The 17,423-nt window shown below is 66.6% G+C and carries 16 protein-coding genes; 2 read left to right on the top strand and 14 right to left on the bottom strand.

Annotated features, from left to right (window positions below; translation table 11 throughout):
- Window positions 1–9 precede the first annotated feature (9 nt).
- Together A7X65_RS26870 and A7X65_RS26865 are read left to right on the top strand one after the other, a co-directional pair.
- Complete coding sequence (locus tag A7X65_RS26870) at window positions 10–1,701, top strand: S8 family serine peptidase (protein WP_063690957.1); 1,692 nt, start codon at window positions 10–12, stop codon at window positions 1,699–1,701.
- A gap of 505 nt (window positions 1,702–2,206) precedes the next feature.
- A complete protein-coding gene (locus A7X65_RS26865) occupies window positions 2,207–2,959 on the top strand; it encodes a TIGR03809 family protein (protein WP_063690955.1) in 753 nt (250 codons plus the stop codon).
- Between the two features lie 30 nt (window positions 2,960–2,989).
- Here A7X65_RS26865 and A7X65_RS26860 read toward each other — a convergent pair whose 3' ends face one another.
- From A7X65_RS26860 to A7X65_RS26795, 14 genes are all read right to left on the bottom strand, one after another.
- Window positions 2,990–4,360, bottom strand: a complete 1,371-nt coding sequence (locus A7X65_RS26860; RefSeq protein WP_063690953.1) for a TIGR03808 family TAT-translocated repetitive protein — start codon at window positions 4,358–4,360, stop codon at window positions 2,990–2,992.
- 193 nt (window positions 4,361–4,553) lie between these two features.
- A complete protein-coding gene (locus A7X65_RS26855; protein ID WP_063690951.1) occupies window positions 4,554–5,201 on the bottom strand; it encodes a pyroglutamyl-peptidase I in 648 nt (215 codons plus the stop codon).
- Entirely contained in the window at window positions 5,198–6,187 is a 990-nt protein-coding gene (gene meaB / locus A7X65_RS26850; RefSeq protein ID WP_063690949.1) for a methylmalonyl Co-A mutase-associated GTPase MeaB, read from the bottom strand. The genes A7X65_RS26855 and meaB overlap by 4 nt, the downstream gene beginning before the upstream one ends.
- Before the next feature lie 52 nt (window positions 6,188–6,239).
- Window positions 6,240–7,751 carry a tripartite tricarboxylate transporter permease gene (locus A7X65_RS26845; RefSeq protein WP_063690947.1) on the bottom strand — a complete coding sequence of 504 codons (1,512 nt, stop codon included), beginning with the start codon at window positions 7,749–7,751 and terminating at the stop codon, window positions 6,240–6,242.
- Window positions 7,752–7,755: 4 nt separating this feature from the next.
- Entirely contained in the window at window positions 7,756–8,247 is a 492-nt protein-coding gene (locus A7X65_RS26840; RefSeq protein WP_063690945.1) for a tripartite tricarboxylate transporter TctB family protein, read from the bottom strand.
- A gap of 76 nt (window positions 8,248–8,323) precedes the next feature.
- Window positions 8,324–9,316: a tripartite tricarboxylate transporter substrate binding protein gene (locus A7X65_RS26835; protein WP_063690944.1), complete on the bottom strand. Its 993-nt coding sequence runs from the start codon at window positions 9,314–9,316 to the stop codon at window positions 8,324–8,326.
- A gap of 130 nt (window positions 9,317–9,446) precedes the next feature.
- Window positions 9,447–10,223 carry an RsiV family protein gene (locus A7X65_RS26830; protein WP_245323963.1) on the bottom strand — a complete coding sequence of 259 codons (777 nt, stop codon included), beginning with the start codon at window positions 10,221–10,223 and terminating at the stop codon, window positions 9,447–9,449.
- Window positions 10,224–10,432: 209 nt separating this feature from the next.
- Window positions 10,433–12,589, bottom strand: coding sequence for a methylmalonyl-CoA mutase (gene scpA, locus A7X65_RS26825; RefSeq protein WP_063692524.1), 2,157 nt, complete (start codon window positions 12,587–12,589; stop codon window positions 10,433–10,435).
- A 16-nt stretch (window positions 12,590–12,605) separates the two neighbouring features.
- Window positions 12,606–13,070: a GFA family protein gene (locus A7X65_RS26820; RefSeq protein ID WP_063690943.1), complete on the bottom strand. Its 465-nt coding sequence runs from the start codon at window positions 13,068–13,070 to the stop codon at window positions 12,606–12,608.
- Complete coding sequence (locus A7X65_RS26815; protein WP_063690942.1) at window positions 13,067–14,938, bottom strand: methylmalonyl-CoA mutase subunit beta; 1,872 nt, start codon at window positions 14,936–14,938, stop codon at window positions 13,067–13,069. The genes A7X65_RS26820 and A7X65_RS26815 overlap by 4 nt, the downstream gene beginning before the upstream one ends.
- 81 nt (window positions 14,939–15,019) lie before the next feature.
- The gene (folK, locus tag A7X65_RS26810) at window positions 15,020–15,511 is read right to left on the bottom strand and encodes a 2-amino-4-hydroxy-6-hydroxymethyldihydropteridine diphosphokinase (protein WP_063690941.1); all 492 of its coding nucleotides are present in this window, start codon (window positions 15,509–15,511) and stop codon (window positions 15,020–15,022) included.
- A gap of 1 nt (window position 15,512) precedes the next feature.
- A complete protein-coding gene (folB, locus tag A7X65_RS26805; protein WP_063690939.1) occupies window positions 15,513–15,881 on the bottom strand; it encodes a dihydroneopterin aldolase in 369 nt (122 codons plus the stop codon).
- Window positions 15,878–16,750, bottom strand: coding sequence for a dihydropteroate synthase (gene folP, locus A7X65_RS26800; RefSeq protein ID WP_063690937.1), 873 nt, complete (start codon window positions 16,748–16,750; stop codon window positions 15,878–15,880). Before folP ends, folB begins: the two co-directional genes overlap by 4 nt.
- A gap of 243 nt (window positions 16,751–16,993) precedes the next feature.
- Window positions 16,994–17,401: a DUF4332 domain-containing protein gene (locus tag A7X65_RS26795; RefSeq protein ID WP_063690935.1), complete on the bottom strand. Its 408-nt coding sequence runs from the start codon at window positions 17,399–17,401 to the stop codon at window positions 16,994–16,996.
- Window positions 17,402–17,423 lie beyond the last annotated feature (22 nt).

Raw genomic sequence — 17,423 nt, 5'->3', positions numbered from 1 at the left:
TTCGATCCGATGACGCGCAAGTCCGAGAGTAAGTTGCGAGCCGCGGCCTACGCCTCGGTCGGAGCCGTGCTGCTGCTCGCCGCCAGCCTTGGCGTCGAGGTCGCACAGGCGCAGGCGATCATGCGCACGCCGACGATCAGCGTTCCCTCGCGCATACCGACGATCTCGCCGAACATCGCTGCGCGGGCGGCCGCCGTTGCGCCCGGCCCGCGGGCCATCCCTGCGATCCCGCATACCACCACCATAGGCCGCGTCGGCACGACGCCAGTGCTGCCTTATGCGCGTTATTCGCCGAACCTTTATCCGTCCTGCTCCGCGCCCTATCGGGACGGGGACGGCGAATGCCTGGCGCAGCCAAACGCGGGCGGTGATGGGACCGGCAAATCGGGCAAGAAGAGCGCCGGCAAGGGGCGCAGCAACAACAACACGCCTGTCGCGGTGAACCTGCGCAGCTTTGCCAACGAATTCGTCGCCGAGATCGACGGCGCCCTGTCGGTGACCGAGACCGACCAGCTCGCGCGCCGCCACGGCCTTTCGCGCATCGCATCCGAGAATTTTCCGCTGATCGGGGCGACCTTCGGCCTGTTCCGCATCACCGATGGCCGGCCCTTCGAGACCGCGCGGCGTGAATTCGCCGCCGACGGCAGCGTGCGCTCGGTGCAGCCGAACTTCCGCTATGTGCTCCAGGACCAGAAGGCGAGCACGCCGACCGAGGGCGATCCCGCGCAATATGCCCTGGCCAAACTCCGCCTGCCGCAGGCCCATACGCTGGCGCATGGCGCCAACGTGACGGTTGCCGTGATCGATTCCGGCATCGACGCCAAACACCCCGAGCTCGCCAATTCCGTCTCCGACAATTTCGATGCGCTCGGCAGCGCCGAGGGGCCGCACGTTCACGGCACCGGCATCGCCGGCGCCATCGTGGCGCATGCCAAGCTGATGGGAAGCGCGCCCGAGGCGCGCATCATCGCCATCCGCGCCTTCGGCGGCACCACGGGCGGCGCCGAGAGCTCGTCCTACATCATCCTGCGCTCGCTGAATTATGCCGCCGAGCACGGCGCGCAGATCGTCAACATGAGCTTCGCCGGTCCCAAGGACGCGGTGATCGAGCGCGCCATCGCGGCGACCGCCGCGCGCGGGCTCGTGCTGATCGCGGCGGCCGGCAATGCCGGTGCGAAATCGCCGCCGCTCTATCCTGCCGCCAATCCCAACGTGATTGCGGTCAGCGCGACCGACCAGCAGGACAGATTGTTCCCGGCGTCCAACCGCGGCAATTACATTGCGCTGGCCGCGCCCGGCGTGGACATCTTCCTGCCGGCGCCCGACGGCAAATACCAGATGACCTCGGGGACCTCGTTCTCGGCCGCCTATGTCTCCGGCGTCGCCGCCTTGCTGCTCGAGCGCAACTACACCCTGAAGCCGGAAGCGCTGCGCATGACGCTCGCGAAGACCGCGCGCGATCTCGGTTCACCCGGACGCGATGATCTGTTCGGCGACGGCGAGGCCGATGCATTTGCTGCGGTGATGGCTGTTCCCGCCGACAACGCGACGCCCGTTGCGGCTGCGTCCGGTACAACAAAACGTGAAGACGCCGACAAGCGTCGCGACGAGCCCGGCATCCGCGCGATCGAGCAGCCTTCGCTCTCCAGTGCAGGCGATAAAGCCGCGATTTCTCAGGCGGATAGGCCGGCGACGCGATAGCGGCTGCGACAACCTTGCGCGCGCGCCAAGGGTTAAAAATTCGAACGCCGCATTGAACGTTCAGCCCGCTAGCACGACCAAATTATGTGGGAGCGGTCATCCCTCCCCATCAGTCATATCAGGCGCGAGCGCCCATCCACCCCAAGCGCCCATATGGCTCGACCCGTCCGGTTGTCCCCCCGGACGGGTCTTTTCTTTTTGAGCATCCGATTCCTTGAAGCGATGTTCGAGGTCAGCTTCCGGTTGAGCGATCACGGCTGCGCCGGGCGCGAGCGTTCATCAGGTGCCGCGCAAGTCGGTCATGCTTGCGCGAAGCTTGACTCGAAAACACAGGAAATGTCCGCACGACTACGGTGTTTCATGACGAACGGCGTGTCGTTGCTGGACAAGTCAAAACTTTTCCACAAAATATTCATGTCGCTTCTAAATTGATTCGTGCGCGTTGCGTCCCCCGCGTCCGTGTTTTCTCCCTACGGGCTGGTTCATGACACATCGCCAAGAGTTAATGAGCGCTGCGGGTTGCAGCCGCGAGGTCGCGGCACGCTGGTGCGCTCTCGCCGAACAGCGGCTGGAACATCTGTCCGAAATGTTCGAGACCGGACGCTGGCGCCGCTATCACTCCGAACTCGCCTTTCTCGAAAACATCCAGGAAGCCAAGCGCGCGGTCCAGACCTGGCGCGCCATCGCCACCGGCGGGGACGTCGCAGCGGCGGCCGCAAGCGTCACCTCCGCCTTCGGCTGGTCGCCGGCGACGATGCCCCGCGTGTTTCCGCGCGACACCGTGCAGCCGAAGGCCGTCCACATCGCCCCCGAGACCGCCATGCCGGTCAGGCTCGATCCCAAGCCGGATGTTCTGGCCGAAGTCACCGAGGCCCCGCTCGTGCCGGCGGCTCCAAGCGCACCGCCCGCGCCCGTTACCGTGGCATCATTTACCGCACCCGCCGCCGTCCCGCCTCTCAAGGCTCCCGCGGCAAGGGCGCCGCTGATGACGGCGCCCGTCGTGAGGCCGCCGTCCGCAGCGCCTGCCGCGATGGCGCCGCGCACTGCGCCTGCCGTGAGGTTGCCGTTCGCCGAACCTGCCGCACCGGCACCGGTCGCAGCACCTGCCATCAAGGCCCCCGCTGCGATGGCAGCGCTCCTGCCGCAATTCGCCCCGCCCGCCGCCGAAATCGTCGCGGCTCCCGAGCGCGTCGTCGAATTCACCCTTAGCCTCGACGGCCTGCAAGCGAAGTACCCCCTGCTTCGGAACGCGTTCTAGCGTCTGGAAGCTGAAGGCGAGGGGCGGCGTCTACCGCCGCACTGCATTCCCGCCGATCACCACCTGCGCAAAACGCTGCGCGCCGTCGGCCGACAGGTCCGATGTCACCGCTCGCGCGTGGTCGAGGCCGACCACGGCGCCGCGCGGGGTTTCCGAGATCATGTTGTTGTTGACGAGTGCGGTGCCGGCGCCGGGCACCACGGAGACGCCGACGCCGGCCAGGGCCCTGCGGATCACGTTGCCGGTGATGGCGACGTCGCGCAGATATTTGCCCCAGCCGGCGACGATGCCGTAGGACGGCGCGTTCTCGATCACGTTCCCGGTCACGGATGAATCCGCCTCGATGTAGATGCCGACGCCGGCATCGTCATCGGGCGCAGTGCCTATGGGGCGTTTCGGGATCAGGTTGCGGATGATGTTGCCCTGGACCACCGCGATGCGGCCGCCCTCGTTGAAATTGCAGACGGAGACGCCGACGGCGGCGCCATCGACGGTGTTGTTGGCGATCACAGCGGCCTCGAACGCAAACTCCGAATAGAGCGCGACCTCGCGCACGTCGCTGACGCTGTTGCCTGATATATGGATGTTCGAGGCCGAGTTGCCGCGCACCGCGGAGTAGTCGCAATTCCTGATGCGGTTGCCGCGCACGATCACGTTGCCGGCGCGGAAGGCGTTGATGGCGTTGCCGTACTGTCCTGAGCCGCCGGGACCGGCCTTGATGTTCTCGATGCGGTTGTCGGCGACCAGCGTGCCGTCGTCGCCGATCGCGGTGCGCAGGATCTCGATGCCGTTGTCGTTGGTGCCTGAAATGGTGTTGCGGGACACGCTGAGGCCTTTGGCGTCGAACGAGACCACCGCCGTCACCGCGATATTGCCAAGGATATTGCCGGAGATGTCACCGGCGACCTGCTCGAGCCAGATGCCGCTGCCGCCCGAATTCGTGATCTCGCAATCGGTGATGCGCACGTCGCGCCCGCCGAGGACGTGGATCAGGCCGCGCCGCGTCGGCAGCGGAATGCCGGCGCCGTCGAAGGTGATGCCGGTGAGGCCGATCGCATCGGCGCCGTCGCTCTGGATCGCCGAGGCGCCGCCGGTGAAGACGAATTTGGTCGCGCCGCGCACGCCGATCAGTTGTGCGCCGTTCGGCAGGCGCAGCAATCCGCAGCGGTAGATGCCGGGCGGCAAGGCGAGGGGCATTTGCGCCCGCGCGGCCTCGTCGATCGCGCGCTGCAGCGCGCGGGTCTGATCCTCGCTGCTGCCGGGCCGCACGCCGTATTGCGTGGCATCGCGGCCGAGCAGCGACGTCAGCGGCGCCGCGCGCGCGGCATCGGCCGGCATGGCGAGCGCGCCCGCGATACCGGCGGTTGAAGCTCCGATGAGATGACGGCGATTGAGGTCCATGACGCGTCCTCCGGCGGACGCGGGGGTCCGCGGCAGTTAGGTAGCGCAGGGCGGAGGGGGACGTGAGGATTGTTCGCGGTAGGGTTAAATGTTTACCGCAGAGACGGTGCCGTAGGGGCAAAGCGTAGCGTGCCCGCGTATTTTCCACGATCGAGAGAGATGGTGGGCACGGCGCAAGGGCGCCTTTGCCCACCTACGAAACGCGTTCCTTCCGCGCCAGCTGCACCATCTCCATCAGCATCGCTTCCCCGGCATCCACCAATTCCTCCAGCGTGATCCGCGGCGCTCCCTTGCGGCGCACCGCGCCGCTGCGTGCCAGCAGGGGAATGTGGATGAAAGCGGCGAGCCCCGGGCCGCCCGCCCTGACATTCTCGATCGCGCGCCAGCTCAAATAATTGCAGAGATAGGCGCCGGCATCGCGCGAGGCGCGGGCGTCGATGCCGGTGAGACGCGCGGCGCGCAGCAGCCGTGCCGTGTGTGGGCCGAACGTCATTGCGTCCGCGGCGCCTGCGATGCCGCGCTTGCTGGAGCGGGTGTTGGCGGCATCGGGCCACAGCATGGTGACGGCGTTGCGCGCCCGGGTCTCGATCCGCAAATACGGCGTGCGTGCCGCGAGGCCGAACATCAGCAGCGCATCCGGCTTCTCCTGCGCCAGCACCTGCGGCAATTGCCGGTCGACCGCGGCATAGGTGACCGGGAAGATGTGGCTGGCGATCGTGACGCCGTCGAGCGCCGGCCGACGCAGTTGGGTCAGCCGTGCCACCAGCGGCTGGGTCGGGTTATAGGGCGCGCCGGGAAACGGACCGAAGCCGGTGAGGAGAACGCGGAGTTTTTCGCTCATTGCAGCAACTCCAGGATCTGCTCGGCGGCGAGCGCCGGGGTGAGATGGCCGTTGGCGACCTCGGCCTCGATCTTGCGGACCTTGCTGCGCACCGAGGCCTCGCTGCGCAGTCGCGCCAGCATGCGTTGCTCCAGCATCGACCACATCCACTTCACCTGCTGCTCGCGCCGCCGCGCGGCGAAATCGCCGGAGGCATTCATCGCCTTGCGGTGATCCAGAACCTTCTGCCAGATCTTTGCGATGCCATCGCCGGTCAGCGCCGAATAGGTCTCGACCGGCGGATGCCAATGCTCGGATCGCGGCGCCAAGATATGCAGCGCGCCGCGATAGTCGGCAGCGGTGATCCTGGCGCGCTTGAGATTGTCGCCGTCGGCCTTGTTGATCGCGATCATGTCGGCGAGCTCGACCAGCCCCTTCTTGATGCCCTGCAGCTCGTCGCCGCCACCCGGCAGCATCAGAGCGAGGAAGAAATCGGTCATGTCGCAAACGGCCGTCTCGGACTGACCGATGCCGACCGTCTCGACCAGCACCACGCCGAAGCCGGCTGCCTCGCAGAGCAGCATCGCCTCGCGCGTCTTGGCGGCGACGCCGCCGAGCGTGCCCGAGGACGGCGAGGGGCGGATGAAGGCGTCGTCGGAGGCCGCGAGCTGTGCCATCCGCGTCTTGTCGCCGAGGATCGAGCCGCCGCTGCGCGCCGAGGACGGATCGACCGCGAGCACCGCGACCTTATGGCCCTGTTCGATCAGATAGGTTCCGAGCGCGTCGATGGTGGTGGATTTGCCGACGCCGGGCGAACCGGTGATGCCGACGCGGAAGGCTTTGCCGGTGTCGGGCAACAACATCTGCACCAGCTCGCGCGCCAGCGCCTGGTGATCGCTGCGCCGGCTCTCCACCAGCGTGATGGCCCGGGCGAGGGCTGCGCGGCTCCCCGCGCGCAGGTCGCGGGCGAGGGATTTGATGTCCAGCGAGGCCTTCTTCTCAGTCATGCCCCTGCTTTACAACGCCGAGGCGGGGCAGGCGAGGGCCGCCCGCCCGATATCACCGGGATGTCGCCGTAGCCGTCTGCATCGGTTTCAGCTTCCGCCAGACCCACACCATCACCGGCCAGAGCAGGGCGCCGATTGCCATTGCCGCGAGGATCGCTGCGACGGGGCGCTCGAAGAACGGCAAAATGCTGCCGTCGGACTTGATCAGCGATGTCACAAAGGCCTGCTCCACCATGGTGCCCATGACGATGCCGAGCACCATTGCGGCGACGGGATAGCCGTTGGCCTCCATCACGTAGCCGATCACCCCGAAGGCGGCGACGGTGACGACGCCGAACATGTTGTTGCCGATCGCGAACGAGCCGACGGCGCAGCACAGCATGATGATCGGCATCACGGTCGAGCGCGGCGCCAGCAGGATGTAGGCGGCGACGCGGATCATGGCGATGCCGAGCGGGATCATCAGGATGTTCGCGATGATGAACATCAGGTAGATCGCGTACATGCTCGACGCCTTCTCGGTGAACAGCGTCGGGCCCGGATTGAGACCCTTCATGTAGAGCACGCCGATCGCGATCGCCGCGATGGTGTCGCCGGGGATGCCGAACAGCAGCGAGGGTACCCAGCCCGAGGCGATGCTGGCATTGTTGCTGGCGCCGGCCTCGACCAGGCCCTCGACATGGCCGGTACCGAATTTTTCCTTCTCCTTGGAGAAGCGCTTCGACATCGCATAGGAGACCCACGCCGCCATGTCGGCGCCGGCGCCGGGCAGCACGCCGATGATGATGCCGACGATGTTTCCGCGCGTCATCTGCCAGTGATATTTCTTGGTCAGCCGCCACTGACCGGCCATGATGCTTCCGAATTTCCGGCGCGGCAGCGGCGGCGGCTCGGGCGTCAGCATCGCGCGCATCACCTGCGCCACCGCGAACACGCCGACCAGCGCCGGGATCGGCTCGATGCCGCCGAACAGGTCGGTAATGCCAAAGGTGAAGCGCGGCACGCCGCCGGGATTCTCGATGCCGATGCAGGAGACGAGCAGGCCGAGGAACATGCCGGCGATTGCCTTCACCGGCGAGGAGCGCGCGACCAGCGTGGCGCACATCAGTCCGAGCAACGCCAGCCAGAAATATTCGAAGGTCGAGAACGACAGCGCGATCTCGGCGAGCGGCGGCGCCAGGATCATCAGCGACAGCACGCCGGCAATGCCGCCGACGGCGGAGAACCAGACGCCGGCGCCGAGCGCGAGCTCGGCCTGGCCCTTGCGCGTCATGGCATAGGCCTCGTCGGCATAGGCCGCGGAGGCGGGCGTGCCGGGAATGCGGAGCAGCGCGCCGGGAATGTCGCCCGAGAAGATCGCCATCGAGGACGCCGCCACGATGGTCGCGATCGCCGCGATCGGCGACAGATAGAAGGTGACGGGGACGAGCAGGGCGGTCGCCATCGTCGCCGACAGGCCGGGCAGCGAGCCGATGACGAGGCCGTACACGGAGGCTGCGAACATCGCGATGATGACCTCCCAGGTGGAGATCAGCGCGAAGGCATCAATCAGGGTCTTGAGCATGGGATTACCAGGGCGTCGGCAGCAGGCCGGCGGGCAGCGGCACGCGGAGCAGCTTGCCGAAGATGAGGTGGATGGCGAAGGGCGACAGCGCGGCGAGCGGCAGCGCCAGCTTCCACTTCGCCCCGAGCGCTGTCGAGGTGATGTAGACCATGATCGCCGCGGTGATGATGAAGCCGAGCCGGTCGGCGGCAAGGACGTAGAACAGCAGCAGCGCCGGCGGCAGCAGGGCGCGCAGGCCGTAGAGCTTGCCCTGCGGCGGCGGGGCGGCGGCCTGGCCGTCCTCGAGCGGGATCAGCTCTTCCTCCTCCTCGAAGGAATGTCCGATCCCGAACACGATGGCGAGCCCGCATAGCGCGAGGCCCGTGCCGATCACCAGCGGAAACACGTTGGGGCCGACCGGCTGCCCCGGCACCGGCGGCAGGATGTAGCCGCCATAGGCGGCGGCCGCGCCAAGCACGACGAGAAACGATCCCGTGACGGAGTCGGGAAGACGCATGGAAAGGGGTCCTATGAGAAATGCACTTCCTCTCCCCGCGCGCGGGGAGAGGCGATCAGAGCATCGCAGGCGCAGATCACGCCTTGCTCAGTCCTGCGGCCTTCATCGCTTCGCCCATCTGGGCGTCGCCCTTGTCCATGAAGCCCGCGAACTGGCCAGCATCGCCCCACACCGTGCCGAAGCCGCGGTTGCTCATGAAGTCCTTGAACTCGGCGGAGTCGTAGACCTTCTTCAGCGCCGCGGTGAGCTTGGCTGCGATCTCCGGCGGCAGGTTCTTCGGTGCGCCGATGCCGCGCCAGGCGCCGGTGGCGTAGTCGATGCCCATCGCCTCCTTCAGCGTCGGCACGTCCTTGAAGATCGGGTTGCGCGCCGGCGCCATGATGGCGAGGCTCCTGGCCTTGCCGGCCTCGATGATCGCGCGGGCTTCCGGCACCGAGCATGTGGTGAGGTCGAGGCCGCCGGCGGCCAGATCCTGCATCGCGGGGGCCGCGCCGTTCGACGGGACCCAGGCGACCTGGTTGGCGGGCAGGCCCATTGCCTGCATCCAGCCGACCAGCGCCAGATGCCAGATGCCGCCCTGGCCGGTGCCGGAGGCCTTGAACTTGCCGGGAGGGGCCGCCTTGATCGCCTCGGCAAGCTCCTTGACCGTCTTGTAGGGCGAGGACGACGAAACCTGGATACCCGGCGGATCTTCATTCATCAGGGCGAGCGGGGTGTAGCTCTTCGGCGTCAGATCGGTGAGGCCCTGCCAATGCATCATCGAGATTTCGACGGTGAGCATGCCGATGGTGTAGCCGTCGGGCTGCGCGGTCGCGATCGCGCTATGGCCGACCACGCCGGAGCCGCCGGTGCGGTTGACCACGTTGAAGGGCTGGCCGAGATCTTTTTCGAGCAGGGCTGCGACAATGCGCGCGGTTGCGTCGGTGCCGCCGCCAGCGCCCCAGGGCACGATCACCGTGACGGGGCGCGCCGGATAGGCCTGCGCAAGTGCCGGCTTGAAGCCGAATGCGGCGGATGCTGCAATTGCAGCGGTGGAGGCCGCAAACGTGCGGCGCGAAATCTTGGACATCAATGCCTCCCAGCGGCGCCCGTGACACCGGGCGCTCTTGTCAATGGCGGCATTCTAGTCGGCTTTGCAGCACGGCTGCAAGGTAGCGCTACCAACGCCTTGTGAGCAACGTTGGCGGGGCAAGACAGGCTTACTGCCCATCGTCCTCGTCGCCCTTCGGCCGCTTGCCGCCGAAGATCCGCAGCCCTTCGGGCGTGAGATAGGGCTTTAGTGTCTCCCACGGCACAAAACCGACATATGCGCCCTCGGCATAGGCACCGACGGCGTAGGGCGGATAGTGGAAGGTGAGGCCAGAGCTCTTCCCGGCCTCGGTCGACGGGGCGAGCGTCACCGCGCCGATCTTCAGGAGACTTGGCTTGAGATCCTTGTAGGGCTCGTCGGCCGGCGTGTCGGTCACATCGCGCTTTTTCTTTTCGATCTTGAGCGAGGCGATCACGGCTTTCAATATCGCCTTCATCGCCGGGCCGTCGTCGGCAGTCTCAATGAAGAATGGACGGATCGAGATGCGTTTGTTCTCGGTCTTGTCCCACAGGATCGTGTTGACGTCGGAATTGGGATGCGCGCCGTGGGTGTCCGTGTAGTCGTTGCGGAGCACGCTGATATAGCGGTCGGCGACGACCGAGCGGATTGAATATTTGCGCTCGAAGTCCCAGCCCCCATCCCTGAAGAGGATCGGGTCGGTCTTGCGCGTGGCTGCCGCTTCCGCCGCGCTTTTCTCGAGCCACTTTCTCCCTTCTGCGAGAGAATCGGCCGCGAGCGCCGCTTCCGCCTTGATCGGGTCGTCGAGCAGGACCCGTGCCTCGATGTTCTTGTTCTTGAGAACCGCATCGGGCTTCCGATCGGCGGCGAGGGAAGGAGAGGCGAAGGAGATGATTGTGATGGCCGAAAGGACGGCGATGGTGCGCAGGGCCAGGCTGGCGCGCGCGCTTGCACGATATCTCACTTCAGTACCCCCGCATTTCCATTTCGATCTGCCGACAGGTCACGCCGGCACGTAATCATAAGCACACAAGATGAACCGGCGCCGAACGCGGAACGCGAACACCGGGTCGCAAGATTGGTCGCGGCAGCATGCCTGCCGGTTTGATGGCTGAAAGCGCCTAAGCGGCGGCGGGTTTACTCCGCCGCCTCGCTATGCCCGAGCCGCGCGTTGAGCTTGCGGATCAGCTCCTCGGCCGCGTCTGCGATCACGGTGCCGGGCGGGAAGATCGCCTCGGCGCCGGCCGCGTAGAGCGCGTCGTAGTCCTGCGGCGGCACCACGCCGCCAACGATGATCATGATGTCGTCGCGGCCCTGCTTCTTCAGCGCGGCCTTGAGCTCGGGCACCGCGGTGAGGTGGGCAGCGGCGAGCGAGGAGACACCGAGGATGTGCACGTCGTTCTCGACCGCCTGCCGCGCGGCCTCATCGGCGGTCGCAAACAGTGGCCCGATGTCGACGTCAAAGCCGATATCGGCAAATGCCGAGGCGATTACCTTCTGGCCGCGGTCGTGGCCGTCCTGGCCGATCTTGGCGACCAGGATGCGCGGGCGGCGACCTTCGGCCTCCTCGAACGCATCGATCAGCGCCTGAACCTTCTCGACCTGGTTGCCCATGCTGGACGCCTCCCGCTTGTAGACGCCGGTGATGGATTTGATCTCGGCGCGGTGGCGGCCGAACACCTTCTCCATCGCGTTCGAAATTTCGCCGACGGTCGCCTTGGCGCGCGCCGCGTCGATCGCGAGCGCCAGCAGATTGCCGTTGCCTTCGCCGGCCGAACGCGTGATCGCGGCGAGCGCGGCATCGACGTCCGTCTGGTTGCGCTCGCTCTTCAGTCGCGTCAGCTTGTCGATCTGCAGCCGGCGGACATTGGTGTTGTCCACCTTGAGGATGTCGATCGGTGCCTCGTCGGTCGGCTTGTACTTGTTGACGCCGATCACCGCCTGCTTGCCGGCGTCGATGCGGGCCTGGGTCTTGGCCGAGGCCTCCTCGATGCGCAGTTTTGGCACGCCGGCCTCGATGGCCTTGGCCATGCCGCCGAGTTCCTCGACCTCCTGGATGTGGCCCCAGGCCTTGGCGGCGAGGTCGCGCGTCAGCCGCTCGACGTAATACGAGCCGCCCCAGGGATCGATGATCCGGGTGGTGCCGCTCTCCTGCTGCAGGAACAGCTGGGTGTTGCGGGCGATGCGCGCCGAGAAATCCGTCGGCAGCGCCAGCGCCTCGTCGAGCGCGTTGGTGTGCAGCGACTGGGTGTGGCCTTGCGTCGCCGCCATCGCCTCCACCGTCGTGCGCATCACGTTGTTGAAGACGTCCTGCGCGGTCAGCGACCAGCCCGAGGTTTGGCTGTGCGTGCGCAGCGATAGCGAGCGCGGGTCTTTCGGATTGAACGGCTTGAGCAGCTTCGCCCACAACAGGCGCGCCGCGCGCATCTTGGCGACTTCCATGAAGAAGTTCATGCCGATCGCCCAGAAGAACGACAGCCGCGGCGCGAAGCGGTCGACGTCGAGGCCCGCGGCAAGACCGGCGCGCAGATATTCGACACCGTCGGCGAGCGTATAAGCGAGCTCGAGGTCCTGCGTCGCACCGGCCTCCTGCATGTGATAGCCGGAGATCGAGATCGAATTGTATTTCGGCATCTTCTGCGAGGTGTAAGCGAAGATGTCCGAGATGATCCGCATCGAGGGCGCGGGCGGATAGATATAGGTGTTGCGCACCATGAACTCTTTCAGAATGTCGTTCTGAATGGTGCCTGAGAGTTTCTCCGGCGGCACGCCCTGTTCCTCGGCGGCCGCAACATAGAGCGCGAGGATCGGCAGCACCGCGCCGTTCATGGTCATCGACACGCTCATCTGATCGAGCGGGATCCCCGCGAACAGCGTGCGCATGTCGTAGATGGAATCGATGGCCACGCCGGCCATGCCGACGTCGCCGCCGACGCGCGGATGGTCGCTGTCATAGCCGCGATGGGTGGCGAGATCGAAGGCGACCGAGAGGCCCTTCTGTCCCGCAGCCAAGTTGCGGCGGTAGAACGCGTTGGAATCCTCCGCCGTGGAGAAGCCGGCATATTGCCGGACCGTCCAGGGCTGGTTGACATACATGGTCGGGTAGGGGCCGCGCAGATACGGCGCGATGCCCGGATAGGTCTCGAGGAAATCGAGCCCGGCCAGATCCGCCTCGCCATAGGCGGGCTTCACCAGAATGCCCTCAGGCGTCAGCCACGGCTCGGCGCTGCCTGACGGCGCGGTGGTTGCGGTCCGCTCGAAGGCGACGTTTGCGAAATTGGGAATGCGGCTCATGGCTTCAACCATATCATCAATCATGGTCCGGATGCTGATGGCTGACGATGGTCGCCATCTTCTCCGGCCCGTAATTCTGCTGCGTGGTCTGGCTCGGCAGGTTGGCGATGCCGACCACCCAGCCGAGGCGGGATTCCGTTCCGTACTGCCGTGTCGGCACCACGTGGTCAGGGCGATCGAAGGCGCCGGTCATGATCTCGATCCGCTCGCCGTCGATGCGGCCGAAGCTCAGCGGCGTGCCGCAGGCCGCGCAGTAGCCGCGATCGGCGATCGAGGAGGAGCGGAAGAACGACGGTTGGCCCTTGGTCCAGGCGAAGTCGGTTCGGTTGATATCGGCAAAGGAGGCGAACGGCGCGCCGCTCGCCTTCTGGCACATCCGGCAATGGCAGATCGAAATCTTGTTCGGTGTCGCCGTCAGCGCAAAGCGGATCGCGCCGCATTGGCAGCCGCCGGTGAGCACGGGTTTGCTGGCTTCGGTCATGCCTGTTCCATCCGTCGATAAGCGTCCTGCAACGTGGCAAGCGCATCGCCCCCGGCGAAGACAAAACCCGTGACGCCGGCGGCCCGCAGCACCGCCTCAGCTTCAGTCGGGCGGCCCGCCAGATAGATATGTCGGCTGCCTGCCGATTGCAGGGCCTTCGCCGCGGCCTCGGCGTGTTCCGCATAGACCTTGTCGCTGGAACAAACGCAGGAGAGCTCGGCGCCCGAGACCTTGAACGCGGCAGCCAGCTTGGCTGGATCGCTAAAACCCTCGCTGTCGACGGCCTGGATGCCGCCGGCCTCGAACAGGCTCTTGGCGAAAGTCGCGCGCGCCGTGAAATCGGCGGGCGTGCCGAGATTGGCGAGGAACACCTTTGGCCGCGCCCCGCGCGCCTTCAGGGCCGCATCGGATTTATCGCGCAGCGCTTCGAACGGTTCCGCCAGCCGGATCGGCGGCAGCGCATCGAACTTGTATTTCTGCTCGCCGTAAGGCGGCAGCGCGACCGGCGTCGCCTTCAGCACCGCCGTCTGGCTCTCATGCAGGTTCGGAAACTCGCTGGCGCCGGTCAGCACGTCGCGGCGCTTGGCGATGTTCGCATCGCGCGCCTTGCGGGCTGCGGCGACCTTGCTTTGGAACACGCCTTGCTGGAGCGCGGCGAAGGCGCCGCCGGCTTTCTCGCTCTCCTGGAACAATGCCCAGGCGGCGTCGCAGAGCTGCGCGGTCAGCGTCTCGATGCCGCCGGCACCGGCCGCGGGATCGCTGACCTTGGCGAGGTTGCTTTCCTCAAGCAGCAGAAGCTGGGTGTTGCGGGCCACGCGGCGCGCGAACGGATCGGGCAGGCCGAGCGCCAGCGTATGCGGCAGCACGGTGATCGCATTGGCGCCGGCGAGCCCCGCGGCGAACGTCGCCATCGTCGCACGCAGCATGTTCACATAGGGGTCGCGCTGCGTCAGCATGCGCCAGGCCGTATCGGCGGCAATGAACAGCGGCTTTGGTGCGAGCCCGCAGGCGGTCTCAATGCGTGCCCACAGCAGCCGCAGCGCGCGGAATTTCGCCATGGTCAGGAACTGGTCGGCGTCGGCGGCGAGCCGTGCATAGACCATGCCCTGCGCCTGCTCGAGCGGAATGCCCGCGCCCTCGATCGCGCGCAGATAAGCAACGTCGCAGGCGAGCACGAAGGCCAGCTCCTGCACCTCGGAGCCGCCGGCATCGTGGATCACGCGTCCGTCGGCGGAGGCAAACGGTCCCTTGAAGCCCAGCGCTGCAAGGCCCTTGATCGCACCGGTGACGGCAGGCGCGATCTCCTCCCAGGTGTACGGGCTATGGCCCCACACCGCCCCTGCCGCGAGCGGGTCGAGCCCGAAGCGGATATTGCAGGCGGCGGGATCGAGACCGGCGCTCTTCACATATTCCGCGACATGGATCGCGGCCATCCGCGACTGCGGACCGATCTCGAGCTCGATCCCGATGCCGGCATCGAGATGAATGCCCTTCAAGACCTTTGCGACGGCATCGGCCGAAGGTTCCAGGCCGAAACCGCGAGCACCATTGGCGCCGGCGAACACCAGCGCAAGCCCCGTCGCGCCGTTCTCCAGATCCTGCAAGGCCTGCGCATTCGCGAGCGCCGCATCGGGATGGTCGATCCGCTGCACGATCTGCCAGGGCGCTGCCGCCGGACGGCCCGCCACGGGCGCAACGCCCTTGGCGCGCGGATAGAGCGGATCGATCTTGATGCCGTCATAGGTCTTGCCGACCAGCTTCTCGAACGGGGCGCCCTTCAGCACGCCATCGACCAGCTTGCGCCAGTCCTCGGCCGATGCCTTGGGAAAATCCGCCGCCAGCGGCAGGTCGTCAGTCACGGAGGTCATACGGCCAGGGGCTCCCGAAAATCTTGTTGTTCGCAGGCGAAATTGCCACGCCGGGCCGCCCCTGCAAACGGTTGTTTTCAGTTAACCGGTATCCGGAAGCCGCTCAATGCCTTGCGTCGAGACGCTGGCAAGCCCGTCACGCACACGAATGCCTGCGATGACGCGGTCGGGCGCGATTTCGGCCAGCGGCACCAGCACGAAGGCGCGCTCGAACAGGCGCGGATGCGGTAGAGTCAGGTCGGGCTTGTGCAGGGATACGTCGTCATAGGCGATCATGTCGAGATCGAGCGTGCGCGGCCCCCAGCGCCGCTCCTTGTCGCGCGTGCGGCCGAATTTCTGCTCGACCTTCTGCATCACGAACAGCAACGCGTGCGGATCGAGATCGGTCTCGATCTCGACGCAGGCATTGATGAAGGGATCCTGGTCCTCGTCGCCCCAGGGCGGCGTCGCATAGTCGGACGAGCGCGCGATCACCGCGGCTTGCGCCATGCCGCAGATATGGGCGATCGCCTTCCTGAACGTCGTGCGGACGTCGCCGACATTGCCGCCGAGGGCGATCAGCACGCTTGCCATATCAGGGGTGCCGCGAGCGCGTCAGCATGATGCCGACGTCGTCGAAGATCGCCGCGATCGGCGCGTGCGGCTTGTGCACGGTGATCTTGACGGCGCGGATGCGCGGGAAGTGCGACAGGATGGCATCGGCGACCGCGCCGGCCGCGCGCTCCAGCAGCTTGTAATTGGTGTTCTTGAACGCTGCCGTCGTGGTCGCCACGACCTCGGCGTAGGACACCGTGTCGGCGAGCCGGTCGGAGCGCGCCGGCTCCGACAGGTCGGTGTAGAGCTCGAGATCGATGACGAAGCGCTGGCCGACTTCGGTTTCGTGATCCATCACGCCGTGGCGGGCATGGATCGACAATCCGGTCACGAAGATCGTATCGGTCATTGCGTGTTCTCTGGCTTGCTCTCGATTGCGTGTGCGACCCGCAGGGCCTGCAGGGTCTCGGCGACGTCGTGGGTCCGGATGATCCTGGCGCCGCGCTGCGCGGCGATCAGATGCGCGGCGATCGAGCCGGCGAGCCGCTCTTTCGGCTCCGACGGCGACACCGAGGCGATGAAGCGTTTTCGCGAGGCGCCAACGAGGATCGGCAGGCCGAAGATGTCGAGCTCGCGCAAGCGCGCAAGCGCGGTCATGCTCTGCTCGGCGGTCTTGCCGAAGCCGATCCCGGGATCGAGCACGATCTTGTCGCGCGCGAGGCCGGCCTTCGCGGCGGTATCCAGCGAGCGCAGGAAGAAGGCCTTCATGTCGGCGACGATGTCGATGGCGGGATCGACGCTGTCGCGGTTGTGCATGACGATGACGGGCACCCCTTTCGCGGCGATCAGCGGCGCCATGGCGGCATCGCGCTGCAGGCCCCAGACATCGTTGGCGATCGCCGCGCCCTGGTCGAGCGCGAAGGCCACGACCTCCGCCTTCATGCTGTCGATCGAGACGGGAACGCCGAGCGCAACCACGCCTGCGAGCACCGGCTTCAGCCGGGCCAGCTCCTCTTCGGCCGTGACGGCCTTGGCGCCGGTATAGGGCCGGGTGGATTCGGCGCCGATATCGATGATGTCGACCCCGGCGGCAACCATCGCCCGCGCCCGCGCCAATGCCTGCTCGGGTGCGATGAACGCGCCGCCGTCGGAGAAGGAGTCCGGGGTGACATTGAGCACGCCCATCACCGCCGGAATCGGCCGCCCCACGAGCGTCCGCAGCACGTCGGCCCCGGCCGAGCCGGCCGGCGGGACGGAGGGGGAGGGCGAGGCGTTCATGCCGGTGGCTTTAGCGGTCGGGGAGGGGGAGTTCAAGGCGGGATTGGGAGCGTCGATGGTCCGCGCATTCCCCTCAGCGTCGTCCCGGCGAAGGCCGGGACCCATACCGCGAGACCTATCGATGCGGAGGGGCGGAGTATCGACTTGTCTTCGTCAAACCACTTCCCGTGGTTATGGGTCCCGGCCTTCGCCGGGACGACACCGAAGATTGGCGCGCTGTAATCGTATGCGGGCGGCGCGTAGCTAGTACGTGATCTTCGGCGGAAGCTTCTTGGCCTTGGCGATGATGTCGCCGACCGACTTCTCCGACGGCAGGATGCGGACGAGCTTCCTCTTCTCGTTGGCCTCGCGCATGCTCTGGGCGAGCCTCGCCGGATTGCGATAGGCGAGCTCGCGCACGGTGGTGACGCCGGCGGCGCGGACGAGGCCGACCTTGGCCCGGCCCATGCCGGGGATGCGCATGTAGTCGGAGACGTTGGCCCATTCCAGCAGCAGCTGCTCGCTGATGCCGGTCTTGGCGGACAGCGCCTTGCGGCCCTTCACGGTCGAGGCCGCCTCGAGCAGCGCGTCGGTGGTGCGGATGCCCTGCGCCTTCAGCTTGTTGGCGGCAAAGGCAGGCAGACCCTCAATCTCTGAGATCGGATATGTCATGATACTCGATATGAAAAGCGTC

The sequence above is a fragment of the Bradyrhizobium stylosanthis genome, from assembly GCF_001641335.1.
Lineage (GTDB): Bacteria > Pseudomonadota > Alphaproteobacteria > Rhizobiales > Xanthobacteraceae > Bradyrhizobium > Bradyrhizobium stylosanthis.
The sequence above is the reverse complement of the archived record's forward strand: the minus strand, read 5'-3'. Positions and strand labels throughout refer to the sequence as shown.

Excerpts from the sequence above, each read along its gene's own strand:
- A7X65_RS26820 (WP_063690943.1), bottom strand. The coding sequence starts at position 13,070 with ATGACCGAAGCCAGCAAACCCGTGCTCACCGGCGGCTGCCAATGCGGC.
- A7X65_RS26870 (WP_063690957.1), top strand. The coding sequence starts at position 10 with ATGACGCGCAAGTCCGAGAGTAAGTTGCGAGCCGCGGCCTACGCCTCG.
- A7X65_RS26795 (WP_063690935.1), bottom strand. The coding sequence starts at position 17,401 with ATGACATATCCGATCTCAGAGATTGAGGGTCTGCCTGCCTTTGCCGCC.
- folK (WP_063690941.1), bottom strand. The coding sequence starts at position 15,511 with ATGGCAAGCGTGCTGATCGCCCTCGGCGGCAATGTCGGCGACGTCCGC.
- A7X65_RS26855 (WP_063690951.1), bottom strand. The coding sequence starts at position 5,201 with ATGAGCGAAAAACTCCGCGTTCTCCTCACCGGCTTCGGTCCGTTTCCC.
- A7X65_RS26840 (WP_063690945.1), bottom strand. The coding sequence starts at position 8,247 with ATGCGTCTTCCCGACTCCGTCACGGGATCGTTTCTCGTCGTGCTTGGC.
- A7X65_RS26865 (WP_063690955.1), top strand. The coding sequence starts at position 2,207 with ATGAGCGCTGCGGGTTGCAGCCGCGAGGTCGCGGCACGCTGGTGCGCT.
- scpA (WP_063692524.1), bottom strand. The coding sequence starts at position 12,589 with ATGAGCCGCATTCCCAATTTCGCAAACGTCGCCTTCGAGCGGACCGCA.
- folB (WP_063690939.1), bottom strand. The coding sequence starts at position 15,881 with ATGACCGATACGATCTTCGTGACCGGATTGTCGATCCATGCCCGCCAC.
- folP (WP_063690937.1), bottom strand. The coding sequence starts at position 16,750 with ATGAACGCCTCGCCCTCCCCCTCCGTCCCGCCGGCCGGCTCGGCCGGG.
- meaB (WP_063690949.1), bottom strand. The coding sequence starts at position 6,187 with ATGACTGAGAAGAAGGCCTCGCTGGACATCAAATCCCTCGCCCGCGAC.
- A7X65_RS26845 (WP_063690947.1), bottom strand. The coding sequence starts at position 7,751 with ATGCTCAAGACCCTGATTGATGCCTTCGCGCTGATCTCCACCTGGGAG.
- A7X65_RS26860 (WP_063690953.1), bottom strand. The coding sequence starts at position 4,360 with ATGGACCTCAATCGCCGTCATCTCATCGGAGCTTCAACCGCCGGTATC.
- A7X65_RS26835 (WP_063690944.1), bottom strand. The coding sequence starts at position 9,316 with ATGTCCAAGATTTCGCGCCGCACGTTTGCGGCCTCCACCGCTGCAATT.
- A7X65_RS26815 (WP_063690942.1), bottom strand. The coding sequence starts at position 14,938 with ATGACCTCCGTGACTGACGACCTGCCGCTGGCGGCGGATTTTCCCAAG.